Origin of the sequence: Flavobacterium nackdongense (genome assembly GCF_004355225.1) — a bacterium.
Lineage (GTDB): Bacteria > Bacteroidota > Bacteroidia > Flavobacteriales > Flavobacteriaceae > Flavobacterium > Flavobacterium nackdongense.
The window spans coordinates 1,240,630-1,255,063 of record NZ_CP037933.1 but is presented as its reverse complement, the minus strand read 5'-3'; the positions used below and the strand labels follow the sequence as shown (position 1 = coordinate 1,255,063).

The 14,434-nt window shown below is 35.8% G+C and carries 15 protein-coding genes and 1 tRNA gene; 5 read left to right on the top strand and 11 right to left on the bottom strand.

What is annotated here, in order from left to right; all coding sequences use genetic code 11:
• Window position 1: 1 nt before the first annotated feature.
• Together E1750_RS05015 and E1750_RS05010 are read right to left on the bottom strand one after the other, a co-directional pair.
• Window positions 2-1,102, bottom strand: a complete 1,101-nt coding sequence (locus E1750_RS05015; RefSeq protein ID WP_133275719.1) for a BT_3928 family protein — start codon at window positions 1,100-1,102, stop codon at window positions 2-4.
• A gap of 23 nt (window positions 1,103-1,125) precedes the next feature.
• Window positions 1,126-1,689, bottom strand: coding sequence for a DUF1599 domain-containing protein (locus E1750_RS05010; protein ID WP_133275718.1), 564 nt, complete (start codon window positions 1,687-1,689; stop codon window positions 1,126-1,128).
• 88 nt (window positions 1,690-1,777) lie between these two features.
• On the opposite strand from E1750_RS05010, the gene folP reads away from it, so the two are divergent.
• Window positions 1,778-2,605 carry a dihydropteroate synthase gene (gene folP, locus E1750_RS05005; protein WP_133275717.1) on the top strand — a complete coding sequence of 276 codons (828 nt, stop codon included), beginning with the start codon at window positions 1,778-1,780 and terminating at the stop codon, window positions 2,603-2,605.
• Window positions 2,605-3,252, top strand: a complete 648-nt coding sequence (locus E1750_RS05000) for a hypothetical protein (RefSeq protein WP_133275716.1) — start codon at window positions 2,605-2,607, stop codon at window positions 3,250-3,252. The genes folP and E1750_RS05000 overlap by 1 nt, the downstream gene beginning before the upstream one ends.
• A 97-nt stretch (window positions 3,253-3,349) precedes the next feature.
• Here E1750_RS05000 and rlmH read toward each other — a convergent pair whose 3' ends face one another.
• From rlmH to arsC, 6 genes are all read right to left on the bottom strand, one after another.
• Window positions 3,350-3,823 (bottom strand): 23S rRNA (pseudouridine(1915)-N(3))-methyltransferase RlmH, encoded by a 474-nt coding sequence (rlmH, locus tag E1750_RS04995; protein WP_133275715.1) that lies wholly within the window; start codon window positions 3,821-3,823, stop codon window positions 3,350-3,352.
• A gap of 6 nt (window positions 3,824-3,829) precedes the next feature.
• The gene (locus E1750_RS04990) at window positions 3,830-4,039 is read right to left on the bottom strand and encodes a GldL-related protein (RefSeq protein ID WP_133275714.1); all 210 of its coding nucleotides are present in this window, start codon (window positions 4,037-4,039) and stop codon (window positions 3,830-3,832) included.
• 4 nt (window positions 4,040-4,043) lie between these two features.
• A complete protein-coding gene (locus tag E1750_RS04985; protein WP_133275713.1) occupies window positions 4,044-4,223 on the bottom strand; it encodes a hypothetical protein in 180 nt (59 codons plus the stop codon).
• 45 nt (window positions 4,224-4,268) lie between these two features.
• Entirely contained in the window at window positions 4,269-5,414 is a 1,146-nt protein-coding gene (locus E1750_RS04980; protein WP_133275712.1) for a saccharopine dehydrogenase family protein, read from the bottom strand.
• Window positions 5,415-5,792: 378 nt separating this feature from the next.
• Complete coding sequence (locus E1750_RS04975) at window positions 5,793-8,234, bottom strand: outer membrane beta-barrel family protein (protein ID WP_133275711.1); 2,442 nt, start codon at window positions 8,232-8,234, stop codon at window positions 5,793-5,795.
• An 88-nt stretch (window positions 8,235-8,322) separates the two neighbouring features.
• Window positions 8,323-8,664 carry an arsenate reductase (glutaredoxin) gene (gene arsC, locus E1750_RS04970; RefSeq protein ID WP_133275710.1) on the bottom strand — a complete coding sequence of 114 codons (342 nt, stop codon included), beginning with the start codon at window positions 8,662-8,664 and terminating at the stop codon, window positions 8,323-8,325.
• A 110-nt stretch (window positions 8,665-8,774) separates the two neighbouring features.
• Between arsC and E1750_RS04965 the strand changes: the two genes are divergently transcribed.
• Together E1750_RS04965 and E1750_RS04960 are read left to right on the top strand one after the other, a co-directional pair.
• A complete protein-coding gene (locus tag E1750_RS04965; protein ID WP_133275709.1) occupies window positions 8,775-9,725 on the top strand; it encodes a CPBP family intramembrane glutamic endopeptidase in 951 nt (316 codons plus the stop codon).
• Window positions 9,706-10,758: an AMP-binding protein gene (locus E1750_RS04960; protein WP_133275708.1), complete on the top strand. Its 1,053-nt coding sequence runs from the start codon at window positions 9,706-9,708 to the stop codon at window positions 10,756-10,758. Before E1750_RS04965 ends, E1750_RS04960 begins: the two co-directional genes overlap by 20 nt.
• Before the next feature lie 52 nt (window positions 10,759-10,810).
• On the opposite strand, the gene E1750_RS04955 is transcribed toward E1750_RS04960, so the two are convergent.
• Together E1750_RS04955 and E1750_RS04950 are read right to left on the bottom strand one after the other, a co-directional pair.
• The gene (locus E1750_RS04955) at window positions 10,811-11,233 is read right to left on the bottom strand and encodes a DoxX family protein (RefSeq protein WP_133275707.1); all 423 of its coding nucleotides are present in this window, start codon (window positions 11,231-11,233) and stop codon (window positions 10,811-10,813) included.
• A gap of 82 nt (window positions 11,234-11,315) precedes the next feature.
• Window positions 11,316-12,941, bottom strand: a complete 1,626-nt coding sequence (locus E1750_RS04950; protein WP_133275706.1) for an acyl-CoA carboxylase subunit beta — start codon at window positions 12,939-12,941, stop codon at window positions 11,316-11,318.
• A gap of 208 nt (window positions 12,942-13,149) precedes the next feature.
• Between E1750_RS04950 and E1750_RS04945 the strand changes: the two genes are divergently transcribed.
• A tRNA-Pro gene (locus E1750_RS04945) sits at window positions 13,150-13,223 on the top strand.
• Between the two features lie 5 nt (window positions 13,224-13,228).
• Here E1750_RS04945 and lpxD read toward each other — a convergent pair.
• Window positions 13,229-14,230, bottom strand: a complete 1,002-nt coding sequence (gene lpxD, locus E1750_RS04940; protein WP_133275705.1) for a UDP-3-O-(3-hydroxymyristoyl)glucosamine N-acyltransferase — start codon at window positions 14,228-14,230, stop codon at window positions 13,229-13,231.
• Window positions 14,231-14,434 lie beyond the last annotated feature (204 nt).

The window sequence follows — 14,434 nt, the reverse complement described above, 5'->3', positions numbered from 1 at the left end:
GTTATAGTTTCAAATCTTCGATGTCGTTGTAATGTACTTTTTGTGTTACGGTTCCGTAATTCAGAATAACGAAGCTAGGATTCGCTCTTTCGATCGTTTTCAAAGCGGTTGCATCGCAAAATAGGCAGTCAAAATCAAAGTTATTTTGAGTTTTAATCTTTGCGATTACTTCTGCCGAAGAGCCTGTTAGTAGGCCAACATAATATCCTTTTGCAGTTGCTTTTTTGTGTAATTCATTTATTTTTTGCAATCCAAGAACATTTGCTTTTTCTAAATCATACGCTACAATTAGCAGTGCTTTTTCTTTAGATAAAATCATATCGGTTTGCTCTTCTCCGTTTAATTCTAGTTTGAAATCGTGAATAGGGGGGACATAGCCTTGTACAATAATTTTGTCTTTTCTATCGACAAATTCGGCACCTTCAGGAAGATTCATCAAATCTTTTTCGGTAAATTCTTTGTCAACGCCATTCACTTTATAGATGAAAATCATTTCAACGACACTTTTTGGAGCGCTATCAGGAATTTCCATTGATTTTCGGATGTTGGTGCCTACTTTATAAGGTCTAAAATCTTTCAAGGGCAAATGATTGATAACCCAATATCCCATAAAAGAACACAAAATAATACTTGTTAGAACCAAAATATTTTGAATTTTATTCGAAAATAAGGGTTTAATAAGTTTTTGATTGAAAAATAAAATTAGAATAAAAAATAATAAGATAAGGTCTTTCGAAAAAGATTGCCAAGGAGTTAAATGTAAGGCATCGCCAAAGCAACCGCAGTCTTTTACCACATCAAAATAGGCGGAATAAAAAGTTAAAAAAGTGAATAGAATCACCAAAAGCAACAAACTCCAAATCGTCCATTTTGATTTGTAACCAATGAGTAACATGACGCCTAAAACCACTTCAAGAATGACCAAAAATAAGGCTATTGCCAATGAATAAGGCACAAAAAACGGCATATTGAAAACAGGCTCACTAAAATATTCGTCCAGTTTATAAGAAAATCCTAAAGGATCATTGAGTTTTATTAATCCTGAAATAATAAATAAAATCCCGACAAATAGTCTGGAAAATTGGGTGATGATGGTTTTCATTTTTTTATTGTTTTGTGGTACAATTACAATTTTGGAGTTCCCCCTTTGGGGGTTAGGGGGCTTAATATCAACGCAAAAACCGCATAATTTATCATATCCTGATAATTGGCATCGATACCTTCTGAGACTAAAGTTTTTCCTTTATTATCTTCGATTTGTTTCACACGAAGTAATTTTTGAAGAATCAAATCTGTCAAAGAACTCACACGCATTTCGCGCCAAGCTTCACCGTAATCGTGGTTTTTGGCTTCCATCAATTCTTTGGTCAATTGTACTTTTTCGTCATATAATTGAGTGGCTTCTTCTACATTTAAATCCGGTTGATCGACCACGCCCAACTCTAACTGAATCAGCGCCATTATCGAATAATTGATGATTCCTATAAATTCTCCAGTTTCGTCTTCGTCTACTTTTCGAACTTCGTTTTCTTGTAAACTTCTTATACGTTGTGCTTTGATAAATATTTGATCGGTTAGCGACGGCAATCTCAAAATACGCCAAGCACTGCCGTAATCTTTCATTTTATTGATAAATAGCGCTCGGCAAATTGCAATTACGCTATCGTATTGTTGCGAAGTTATGTTCATTTATTGGTTATATTTGTCAAAAAATTTCCTCAAAAATAGGGAATATTTATGGGATGTAAAAATGATAATTAACGAAATTTGATTTAAGATGACAATAAACTGCAAAGGACAATTGATTGATTTGACAACTCCCAAAGTAATGGGGATTTTGAATGTGACTCCCAATTCATTTTACGATGGGGGAATGTATAAAAGCAACAGTGAAATGCTAACTAAAGTAGGCAAAATGCTCCATGAGGGAGCGACATTTATTGATGTTGGAGCCTATTCTAGCAAACCCAGCGCCGAATATGTTTCGGAAGAAGAAGAACTGCAAAGAATTATTCCTATTATCAATCTTATTTTAGAATATTACCCAGAGGCGCTGCTCTCTGTGGATACTTTTAGAAGCGAAGTGGCGAAAGTTTGCATCGAAAATGGTGCGGCTATGATCAACGATATTTCGGCAGGAAATCTGGATGATAATATGCTGGAAACCATTGCAAAATGCAATGTTCCTTACATTATGATGCATATGCGTGGCACTCCTGAAACTATGCAAAAGATGACAAGTTATGAGGATATTGTCAAAGAAATCCTTTTCTATTTTTCTGAAAAAGTGGCTAGAGCGAGAAGTTTCGGAATCAACGATTTGATTATCGATCCGGGCTTCGGTTTTGCCAAAACTTTGGATCAAAATTATGAAGTTTTACAAAAAATGGAACTCTTCGATATCTTGGAATTGCCTTTGCTGGCTGGATTTTCAAGAAAATCTATGATTTATAAAACCTTAAATTCTACTGCCGATGAGGCTTTGAATGGAACCACGGTTTTGAATTCGATTGCATTGATAAAAGGAGCTAAAATTCTTCGGGTTCACGATGTAAAAGAAGCGATGGAATGTGTTGATTTATATAATAAAATCAACAAGTTGTAATGAAGTATTTTAGTTTAGTAATTCTTTTTGTGTTGTTTTCTTGCGGAAATAAAGAAACTGTTTTATTGCCAAAATCCAATGTTACAATTGTTTCGGAGGTGCAAGATCATTCGCCGATTTATATTTTCTTTATAACCAAAGACAAAGATACGTTGGCCGAAGTCAATCGAAATAACTCGATTAGTTCAACTAACGGGATTTTTAATATTGACAAGCGATTGCCATTGAAATTAGTCATTCCCGAAGTGATGAAAATACAAGAGAAAAAGCGAAATTCAGCACACAAAAATGAATTGGCCGAAAATTATTATTCGTATGCGGATAGTATAGGGAAGAATATGGCGTTTCTGCCATTCACGAAAGTGTTTTATAAAATGGAGAAACCTGAATTTGGTCACATAGTTTTTTTTGATAAGCAGAATAAAATTAATACAATTGATTTGTTATCTATGAAAAATGTTTTAGTTAAGAAAGAAAATTTACAAGAATATTTGAACGGTTTACCAAGTGATAAACCTCATAAATTTATATTTTGTTTTGCCAACGATTTACCTTTTGGAAAGTATATTGAAGATGAAATTTTAATTCAAAGTTTGAAATTTCCTATTCCTAATATAAATAGAACTAATGTAGAATTCATATTCTAATTCCGTAAATTGAAATCCCTTTAGAGATTCCTACGGAATGACAAAATGGCTAAAAATAAAATTCAAAAATCTGCAATCTGCAATCTGCAATCTGAAATTACTGATGATGATACGGTTCATTCTTCAAAATCGTAAATCCGCGATATAGTTGTTCGATAAAAAACAAACGCACCATTTGGTGGGAAAAGGTCATTAGCGAAAGCGATATTTTTCCTTGTGCTTTGGCATAAACCGTTTCCGAAAAGCCATAAGGGCCACCGATAACGAAAACCAAAGTCTTTACACCCGAATTCATTTTCTTCTGCAATTCAGCTGAAAAGCCAACGCTCGAAAAAGTTTTTCCGTTTTCGTCCAATAAAATAAGTTGGTCGGCTGGTGTTATTTTCGCCAAAATCAATTCGCCTTCTTTTTCTTTTTGTTGACTTTCCGATAAGTTTTTTACGTTCTTGATGTCTGGGATAATCTCTAAATCGAATTTGATATAAAACGACAACCGTTTTTGATATTCGTCAATCAAGGATTGCAAATTTTTATTGTCGGTTTTGCCAATGGCGATGAGTTTGATGTTCATTGGAATTTAGCTGTCTAGAAACGAATCAGTATTGTTTTTGTTCTTCTTTACTAATTTTAGCAACAGCATTATTCCGGCAACAGCCTCAAAAGTCATCCCAATTATGAGGAAGAAAGTCGTCCAATCTTTTCGTTCGTTGGTGATTTTGAATAGGGCGCCAATGACCGTCAGCACCGCTCCAATTAGGAATAGAACAAGAATTTGTGAGTTTTTCATAGAATTACTTTCCTTTAAGAATCGTCGCAATTTCACGTATCAAAAGAGCCGTTAAAGCGCCAATTACAAAAATAGATAAAAATTCTACTGTTCGAATTGTTCCATTATCGATTATTCTTGAATAATTTCCAATTGAAATAATAAGCAGTATTGCTATAACTAACGTTCTTTTTTTAGTGTCCATAGGATGGTTTTTTAGATTATCAAAGATATAGAAAAGAATTATAACTTACATTTTTTGTATGGTTGTCGTTTTTATATAATTCACGCTCCTCTCTTTTAAATAATTCAAAATATAGTTAAAACAGGCTTCGTGTTTCCCAATAAGTTCTGGAGGAAAAATTCCTTTTTCGGTAAATAATCCTTCTAAAAATAGGTTCGCAACAGCCGTTGCAGTATATCCTGTGGTTCTCGCCATTGATGAGGTTTGAGTTTCTGGACAATATTCGTCGTATAAATTATAAACCACCTGTTCGATTTGTCCGCTTTTATTTTTTCCTTTCAAAGAGACGCGCATCACGGTTAATTCCTCTTCAGTTTCGCCTAATTTCCATTCATTGAAAAGGATTTTGCTGGTAAATTCGAGTGGTGATATTTCGGCTCCATTTATCATTATTTTCTTTTCACTGAAGAATCCGCTGTCTTTCAAGACTTTCACATATTCAACGTGGCCAGGATATCGAAGTGTTTTTTCTTTCATATTCTTGATGTGCGGCATTGTATAAAGAATGGAGCGCAACCCATCAGAGTTGAAAGATTCCAAGGTTCCCACTTTGTCAAATTCTACCAATTCACAGTCTGTCAAAGCTTCGCGAGTGATTATATTTCCGTTTTCGACATAACGTGCCGGACGAGTATATTCTTCGATGACATCAATAGGCGAAAAAGGGGCTTTGTAATTGAACGGCCATTTTTTAACTTTTGGCAATCCGCCAACTAAAGTTTCGAAATCAGTCAACTTCAATTTTTCATTATAATAGCCCAAAATGATATTGTGCATTCCTGGTGCAACGCCACAATCGACGATAGCAGTGACATTGTTTTCTTTTGCCAAGGCATCTAATTCAAGCGCATTTTCAGGAAAAAAGGAAATGTCCACCACATTTTTTCCAGCTTCAATTACGGTTTTTATAGTCTCGAAACCTAGAAATCCGGGAACAGCACAAACCACAAAATCAAAATCGACAAGAGTGGATTGCAATTTTTCTTTGTGAGTCACATCGACTTGCAAAATTTCAATTTTAGGATGTTTTTCTTTGATGTGTTCTAATCGGTTAAGGCTTATATCTGCTAGTGTAACAGTGTGGTTTGCTGATAAATCCGCAGCCATCGCACTGCCCACCATTCCGGCTCCTAAAACTAGTATATTGGTCATTAGTTCGATTTTAAATATTTAATTTTAAAGCTAAGATAGCTGTTCTTACTTAATTTAAAATCATTGCTGACAGACAAAAGTTTTTGAAATTGATTAAATCCTACTAAATATAGTCCCTACGGGACATTTTATAAGGATGTGACTTTATTATTTGCTACCAATATTTTGCTCCTAAAGGAGCAAACCTCGTAGAGGTTATGTGTTGGTAGTAAGTCAGTTGTAAATAAGATGTTTGTCCCAGAGGGACTATACCATTTTTTTATCGGACAAGAATGATTTAAAATAAAGTAGTACTGTGTTATTGAAACAAAAGACCCACAAAGTTTGGTTCTTTATGGGTCTTTTGAAAAGTATGAAATAATAAATGTGCTCAGGCTATTATCCTGGCATATCACCGCCACCTTCTTCCATTTCGCGTCGCGGTTGTTTTTCTTTTTCGTTTTTCGATTTGTTCAGTCTATAGGTAAACGAAAGTGTAAATTGTCGTACATTTCTTTGTCTTTCAGAATACGATTCGATAACACCTGGGATTAGGGTTTCCATTTTCATTTTTCTGGTATTAAAAACATCGCTAACATTGAATGCCAGAGTAGCTTTGTCTTTTAAAACATCTTTGCTAAAGCCTAAATTCATTGCAAAAATACCAATAAATTTGCCCTGCGCTGTTTTCTGGTCGCCAAAGTAATTCATATTCGTTTGCCAATCAATTTTGGCAGGCAGAGTCACTTTTGAATTTAATCTTGCTGACCAAGAAGTTGTTTTTTGATCAAAATTTTGCGTGATTTCCACATTGTTAAAATCGGTATAGGTGTAATCGCCTTGGGTATCCACATTAAAAAAATTGAAATTGCTGTTCAATTTCCACCATTTATATGGAGAATAATTGAGATTGAACTCGAAACCAAGTCTGTTTTCGGTGGCTAAATTGATAGGAGTAGAAATAATGACTGGTACTCCATTGACTTCGCTACCCGAGTTTATTCGGACAAAAAGGAACGCATCAGTAGTTCGATTATTGTATAGAGAAGTGCTTAACAAAAATTTGCCCCATTTTTTCAAGAATCCAAAATCGATCGCATCAGACATTGCCGGGTCTAAATCAGGATTCCCTTGAAATATGTTGATGTTGCTCGAATAATTACTAAACGGATTGATTAATCTCCCTCTAGGGCGCGTAATTCGGCGGCTGTAACTCAATGACAAACTACTTTCTTCCGAAATTTCATAGGTAACAAATGCCGATGGAAAGAAGTTGTTGTATTTTTTGGTATTGAAATCATTGTTGCTCAACTGATTTACATTCACTTTAGTATCTTCCCAACGAAGCCCAAACAAATAAGAGAATTTATTTACTTTAAGTCCATACTGAGTGTAGAAGGCATTGACGTTCTCGATGTATTCTAAATTATTGGTAAAGTCTGTATTGATAACACCGTTATTGAAAACGCTCACATCGGTCAATTGATCGACGAAACTACCGCGATATCCTGCTTCGAACTGACTGCCTTTACCAAAGGGCAAAACATAATCCAATTGATACAATTGGCGCGTATTTTTTTGTTTGTTTTCCGTAAAATCGTTCCCGTTTTCGCTGTCCACGATATCGGCTATTTCTTTTTCGTTGTTGTTAGAAATTTGAACATCAACATCTAATTTGTGGCCGTCTTTTTTGAACTTTTTTTGAAGATTGGATTTGAATTCGACATCATTTTCTTTATTTTCCTCGTTACTAACTCTGGTTCTAGTATCGTTTTTGGAGGGATCAGCATATTGATTGTCGTAGTTTACATCATCTAAATTTTCCTCATTACTGTTTCTGTAATTTAGGGTATTGGTCCAAGTCGTAGAGTTGTTTAAAAATAATTCAATGCCCAGATTTCCGTTGTAGCTTTTGCTGTTATCTTCTATATCTCTAATTTCTTTGATATAGCTTGGTGAATTGGGTTTTGGATTCAGATAATTGGTTTCGTATAGTGCATTACCAAGTGCTAATCTATCGGCATAGCCTTGATTGGTAAACAAATTGTATTTTTCTGTTTTGTAGTTCAATGTGCCGCTAAGGCTGTTGTTTTTTGGGGTTCCCAACCCGCCAATAAAGGTTCCATTAAAGCCTTGATTTTTTCCTTTTTTGAGTACGATATTCAAAATTCCTGCTCCACCTTCGGCATCATATCGCGCGGATGGATTGGTAATCACTTCCACTTTATCGATCGCATCGGCAGAAATTAAGCGTAAGGCTTCATTGATATTGATGGCATTCGAAGGTTTTCCGTCTATAAAAATGGTTACGTTTTCATTACCTCTTAAGCTGATGGCTCCTTCAGCATCGACAGAGACGGATGGAATATTATTCAATACATCGCTCACGGTTCCTCCTTTGACCATCAAGTCATTTCCAACACTGTATACTTTTTTGTCTAATTTGATATCGACCGTCGTTTTTTCAGCGCGAACTTGCACCTCGTTAAGTTGGGTTGCATCTTCTTCGAGAGCGATAAGGCCTAAATTGGTTTTTTCAAGAAGTTTACGGTCTTTTAAAATTATTGGTTTGAAAGATATAAACTCTATTTTAATGTCATAAGTACCGGGAACAATATCGATATTAAATTCCCCTTTTGGGTTGGTAATTCCTCCAGCAATTGATTTGGTTGAAGTTCCATTTGTGAATGTTATCGTGGCGTATTCAAGATGTTGTTTGCTCACTTTTTCGATGACGATTCCCGAGATTTTAATTTTGGGAACTGGTGGTTTTTGCTGTGAATAGTGATTTATCGAAGTTAAAATCAATACTAAAAGACTAATAAATTTAAGGTTTTTCATTAAAAGGTAATTTTTTTCTCAATTAGAGTGCAAAAGTAGTTTTTGGTTTAAGGAACAAATCACAAAGGTTTGTTAATGTTTGATGCGCCTAAATAATAGTTGCTGCATTTTCGAGAGGCCTAGCGATTACCGCTTTTTTTCCATTAATGACAATGGGTCTTTCGATGAGAATAGGATTGTTCAGCATCGTTTGAATGATTAGGTCATCTGACATAGTTTGGTTTTTGAAGTTTTCTATCCAAACTTTCTCTTTTTGGCGAACTAATTCGATTGGTTTTATGCCTAATTTCTCGATGATTGACTTCAATTCTTCAAAAGTTGGAACATTTTCTAAATATTTGACAACTTCATATTCTTTTCCTGAATCTTCAAGAAAAGCAAGGCATTCTCTGGATTTTCCGCAACGGGAATTATGATAAATTTGAATCATAAGTACTATTTTTTATTTTTTGACAAAGTAACGCATAAAAACAGAAAATTAAGTTAATTTCGGTATTCATTAGAAAAACTAAGACAATAATAAATCAATCTGTTTACAATATGTTTATCGAACAAGGATATAAAGGAATTAATAGTTGGTGGAGGTTTGCTATCACTACGGTTTGTACTGCCGGAATTTTCATTGGTAATTATGTGCTGTATTTGATGATGACTGCCGAAGAAATGGAAAAAGTGTACCAATCGATGAGCAATATCCCAGCTAATTTATCTCTTGTAGCGAATTTGATACCCTTTGCTTTTCTGCTGGGGCTATTATTTTTACTTGTGCGAAATCTGCATAATCGAAGCATACTTTCGCTGACTACAGCGAGAAATTCGGTCGATTTCAAACGCATTTTTTTTTCATTCTCGGTGGTCGTATTAGCTTCAATTGTGGTCTTTGTCGTATCGTATTTTGTCGATCATTCGGATGTAATTTGGAATTTTAATCCTGCGAAATTTTTTGTTTTATTTCTTATCAGTTTGTTGTTGTTTCCCTTTCAAATTGGGCTTGAAGAATATTTATTCAGGGGCTATTTGATGCAGCAAATTGGCATCGCAGTCCGAAACAAATGGTTTCCATTGGTCCTAACATCGGTTGTTTTTGGATTGTTTCACAGTGCCAACCCCGAAGTAGCTCGAATGGGTTTTGGGGTGATGTTTTTTTATATAGGCACCGGATTTTTGTTGGGAATAATGACCTTGATGGATGATAGCTTGGAGTTGGCATTGGGATTTCATTTGGGCAATAATTTGATGGCGGCTTTATTGATTACTTCCGATTATTCGGCGATTCAAACCGATGCCCTTTTTAGATATTCTGGAGTTGAAAATCCCGTTGATATATTAAATGAAATGATAGTTTCAATTGTAATTGTGTATCCGATTATCTTATTTATATTTGCAAAAAGATACCATTGGACGAATTGGAAAGCAAAACTAACCGGTAGAATCCAGCCTCAAAATTTACAAAATGCAAAAACTACAGAAAATGCACCAAATAACATATAAAAATATTCACAATCGTTTCAAATTGAATGGGGTACATATTTCTCGAGAAGAGATGTTTTATGTGGCCTATTGTTTTATTAAAGAAGGAAAGCCATTTGAACAACATATTGGTACTTTCTTATTGGATTGGTTTGATGAGAAATCCTATATCGAATTGAGTACGTCTGGTACCACTGGCACCCCAAAAATTATTCGAATTGAAAAACAAGCTATGTTGGATTCGGCACTAGCTACAGGCGATTTCTTTGGATTAGAACCGGGCGATACCATGTTACATTGTTTGCCAACCAATTTTGTGGCTGGTAAAATGGTTTGGGTACGCTCTTTTATTCTGGGTTTGGATATGAAATTTGTGGAGCCCAATTCGAATCCATTAGAGAAAATTGATCAAAATTTTGATTTTTGTGCGATGGTACCTTTGCAGGCCAAAAATTCACTTAAAAAATTAAAAGAAAAAAAGATTAAAAAATTGATTATTGGCGGTGTAAAAATTCATAAAGCTTTAGAAGATGAATTGGTAAAATTACCAATGGATATTTATGAAACCTATGGTATGACTGAAACTATTACGCATATTGCTGCCAAGAAAGTTGGGACTGTTGCGTTTACTACTTTGCCAAACGTAACCGTTTCAGAGGATGACAGGCACTGTTTGGTCATTAAAGCCAAAAAAATAAGTAAAAATGCTATCGTCACGAATGATGTGGTAAAATTGATTTCGGATACGCAATTTATTTGGGAAGGGCGATATGATAATATTATAAATAGTGGAGGTGTAAAATTGATGCCCGAACAAATCGAAGAAAAATTATCCAAACTTATTCCGAGGCGTTATTTTGTCTATGGAAAGGCAGATATGGAATTGGGCGAAAAAGCAGTACTTTATGTCGAAGGGGAACCCTTTGAAATCTTAGATTCAGTTTTTAATGTTTTAAACAAATTTGAAATTCCCAAAGAAATTATATTCATTCCTAAGTTTCAAGAAACAGCAACGGGAAAAATTCAGAGAAACGAAAGTATTAAGACAGTTTAAAACCTGAAGTATAAAGACAAAAAGAGAGGACAATGCCCTCTCTTTTTTTGCATTATTCTTGCATTTTGAAATAATAATCGGCAGAATGTTTTCCGCTTCCGTAAATAATAAATGCAATGCAGAACACTAGTGTGATGATAGAAAACAATAAATTTTGAGTGTGCATTTGCCCCATAAAATTGATGATAATGGCACCAATCAATATTGGTAATTGCACAATTATTGCCCATCTAGTAAGTAAACCAAAGAAGATTAAAATGCCTCCCAAAATGTGGGCCGAAGCCACATAATGTAATACAATCATTCCGCCACCTATACGTTCAATGGGTGACAATAAATCCGCTAAGTATTGGGTATTGGTAATAAAAGCGATGCCTTTAAAAAACAAAATAACCCCTAGCGCCATCCGAACCAAATCTACTGAGAAATAAGTGTGCGCATTGGCCCACTTATTCAGATGTTTTACATTGTTCATCGTCATTAAGTTTAAAATGTTGCTCTAAGTTACTGATTTTAAACTACAATTGCAATATAAATGTTTAAATTTCAAGGCTTTTTTAAACTTGAATCACGCCTAAATTAAATTTCTTTTCGATAGGCGAGTGGTTGGCTGCTTCAATTCCCATCGAAATCCAAGTTCGAGTTTCCAATGGATCAATTATGGCATCAGTCCACAGCCGCGAGGCTGCATAATAGGGCGAAGTCTGTGAGTCGTACCGTGTTTTTATTTTGTCGAATAATTCTTTTTCCAAAGCTTCGTCTACGATTTCTCCTTTTGCCTTGAGCGAAGATGCTTCTATTTGAGCTAAAACTTTTGCGGCTTGGGTTCCGCCCATAACCGCGAGTTCGGCACTGGGCCAGGCCACGATTAGTCTAGGGTCGTATGCTTTACCGCACATCGCATAATTACCAGCGCCATACGAATTTCCTACAATTATTGTAAATTTTGGCACCACCGAATTGGAAACAGCATTCACCATTTTGGCACCGTCTTTTATAATTCCTCCGTGTTCTGATTTGGATCCCACCATAAATCCGGTGACGTCTTGCAAGAAAACCAAGGGTATTTTCTTTTGATTGCAATTGGCAATAAATCGCGTGGCTTTATCGGCAGAATCAGAATAAATGACGCCCCCAAACTGCATTTCGCCGGTTTTTGTTTTCAATACTTTACGTTGATTGGCAACGATACCTACTGCCCAACCGTCTATTCTTGCATAACCAGTAATAATGGTTTGTCCATAACCATCTTTATAGGCCTCAAACTCGGACTTATCGACCAATCGACTGATGATTTCCATCATATCGTACTGTTCGTTCCGCGCTTTTGGCAAAATGCCGTAGATTTCTTTTTCTTCTAAGCTTGGTTTTTCCGACTTAATTCGGCTAAAACCAGCCTTATCATAATCGCCTATTTTGCCTACTATATTTTTTATTTTATCCAAAGCGTCTTTATCATCTTTGGCTTTATAATCTGTCACTCCCGAAATTTCGCAATGTGTGGTTGCTCCACCAAGAGTTTCATTATCGATGTTTTCGCCAATAGCAGCTTTGACTAGATAACTTCCTGCCAAAAATATGCTCCCAGTTTTATCAACAATCAATGCTTCGTCGCTCATGATAGGAAGATAAGCACCGCCTGCAACACAACTTCCCATTACGGCCGAAATTTGGGTAATTCCCATACTGCTCATCAAAGCATTATTTCTGAAAATACGTCCAAAGTGCTCTTTATCGGGAAAAATTTCATCTTGCAATGGCAAAAACACACCCGCAGAATCGACCAAATAAATGATTGGGATTTTATTTTCCATTGCGATTTCTTGAGCTCTGAGGTTTTTCTTTGCGGTAATCGGAAACCAAGCTCCTGCTTTTACGGTGGCATCATTGGCTACAACAATGCATTGCTTTCCGTTGATGTGTCCAATTTTAACCACAACACCACCCGAGGGACAACCACCATATTCTTTGTACATTCCTTCACCAACAAAAGCCCCAATTTCTATCGATTTTCCCTTATCTAGTAAGTAATCAATACGTTCTCTTGCTGTCATTTTTCCTTCAGCATGCAACTTTTCGATGCGTTTTTCGCCGCCACCCAACTTGATTTTGGCAAATTTATGTTTGAGTTCGGAGAGAAGGAGTTTATTGTGGTCTTCGTTTTTATTGAAGTTTAAATCCATTTTTTGGTTGGGTTTAGAAAATACTGCGCTAAATTACAAAAAAAACAGTTGAAATTTTGGTTTAGATTGCAGGTGAAAATGACTTTTTGATCAATTTTTAATTTATAATGTTGCGAAATTAACTGATAGTCAAACGCATACAATGTTTGAGTAAATTATTTGCTATTTTTTTTGATAAGCCAGTATAAAAAAATAAATTTGCACCACTCGGGATGTAGCGCAGCCAGGTAGCGTACTAGCATGGGGTGCTAGGGGTCGCTGGTTCGAATCCAGTCATCCCGACTTTTTTATTTTGTTTTGCTTTCGTTTACTAATCTTTTCAAAATTGCCCATTGTTTCAGGGCATCGCGAGCTTCCACTGCAGGATAACCCAACATCGTTTTTCCCGCGGGAATGTCAGCCGTAACACCTGAGCCAGCGCCTACAATTGCTCCATCTCCAATAGTTACATGGTCTTTTATAGAAGCGCTTCCGCCAATAATTACGCCGTTACCTAATGTTACGGAACCGGCTAATCCAGAATTTCCTGCCATAATGCAGAATTTCCCTAATTTACAGTTGTGGCCTATTTGCACTAAATTATCAATCTTGCAACCGTCACCCAAAATAGTCGAACTGAATTTTCCTCTATCGATACAAGAATTAGCGCCAATTTCGACATTGTTTCCAATGATTACATTTCCAATTTGAGGGATTTTGACTAACCCCCTTTGCGGGTCAGGACGAAATCCAAAACCATCCGCTCCGATAGTAGCGTTAGGATGAATTATGCAATCGTCACCAATTTGACAACGTTCCCTAATGACAGCGCCCGACCAAATGATGGTGTTTTTTCCAATAATACATTCGTCTAGTAGGGTCACATTCGGATAAATAGTAACATTTTCTCCAAGTCGTACTTTTGGACCAATATAACTTCCAGCTCCTATTCGAGTGCCGTTTCCTATGATTGCCGTTTCTTCAACAACAGCTTTTGGATGAATTTCGAAGCTAAACAAGGGAGTAGGTGGGGCAAATAATGCCAAGATTTGCGACATTGCCAAATCGGCATTTTTCACTTTGATAAAAACTTTGTTTTTGCCGGGTTCTATAGCAATATCTTCGTTGACAACGGCGGCACAAGCTTTGGATGAATCCCAAAACTTCTCGTATTTTTTGTGACCAATAAAAGAAATTTCTGTTGCACCGGCAAGATCTAATTGTTCGGGAGCCGTTATTCTTATAGCTGTTTCACCAACAATGATACCTTTAAGAACTTCGTTTATTTCGTGGATGGAATAGGATAACATTGGTGTGGATTTGGGATATATTTATCAAATAACGCCAATTTTGAGTTGAAAACCTAATGGCAGGTAGAGAACCGAACCTTATTTGATAATCTGTGTACTTTTAGTGGAATAGCAATAGATTAATCTTACTTATGGTTGGTATCTTTATGATTTTTTTTAACCTAAATCATTAATTCAATCATTTTATTTGAATTTTTCGATACT

Excerpts from the sequence above, each read along its gene's own strand:
- E1750_RS05010 (WP_133275718.1), bottom strand. The coding sequence starts at position 1,689 with ATGAACATAACTTCGCAACAATACGATAGCGTAATTGCAATTTGCCGA.
- E1750_RS04980 (WP_133275712.1), bottom strand. The coding sequence starts at position 5,414 with ATGACCAATATACTAGTTTTAGGAGCCGGAATGGTGGGCAGTGCGATG.
- E1750_RS04965 (WP_133275709.1), top strand. The coding sequence starts at position 8,775 with ATGTTTATCGAACAAGGATATAAAGGAATTAATAGTTGGTGGAGGTTT.
- E1750_RS05000 (WP_133275716.1), top strand. The coding sequence starts at position 2,605 with ATGAAGTATTTTAGTTTAGTAATTCTTTTTGTGTTGTTTTCTTGCGGA.
- rlmH (WP_133275715.1), bottom strand. The coding sequence starts at position 3,823 with ATGAACATCAAACTCATCGCCATTGGCAAAACCGACAATAAAAATTTG.
- folP (WP_133275717.1), top strand. The coding sequence starts at position 1,778 with ATGACAATAAACTGCAAAGGACAATTGATTGATTTGACAACTCCCAAA.
- lpxD (WP_133275705.1), bottom strand. The coding sequence starts at position 14,230 with ATGTTATCCTATTCCATCCACGAAATAAACGAAGTTCTTAAAGGTATC.
- E1750_RS04990 (WP_133275714.1), bottom strand. The coding sequence starts at position 4,039 with ATGAAAAACTCACAAATTCTTGTTCTATTCCTAATTGGAGCGGTGCTG.
- E1750_RS04985 (WP_133275713.1), bottom strand. The coding sequence starts at position 4,223 with ATGGACACTAAAAAAAGAACGTTAGTTATAGCAATACTGCTTATTATT.
- E1750_RS04955 (WP_133275707.1), bottom strand. The coding sequence starts at position 11,233 with ATGAACAATGTAAAACATCTGAATAAGTGGGCCAATGCGCACACTTAT.
- arsC (WP_133275710.1), bottom strand. The coding sequence starts at position 8,664 with ATGATTCAAATTTATCATAATTCCCGTTGCGGAAAATCCAGAGAATGC.
- E1750_RS04975 (WP_133275711.1), bottom strand. The coding sequence starts at position 8,234 with ATGAAAAACCTTAAATTTATTAGTCTTTTAGTATTGATTTTAACTTCG.
- E1750_RS04950 (WP_133275706.1), bottom strand. The coding sequence starts at position 12,941 with ATGGATTTAAACTTCAATAAAAACGAAGACCACAATAAACTCCTTCTC.
- E1750_RS05015 (WP_133275719.1), bottom strand. The coding sequence starts at position 1,102 with ATGAAAACCATCATCACCCAATTTTCCAGACTATTTGTCGGGATTTTA.
- E1750_RS04960 (WP_133275708.1), top strand. The coding sequence starts at position 9,706 with ATGCACCAAATAACATATAAAAATATTCACAATCGTTTCAAATTGAAT.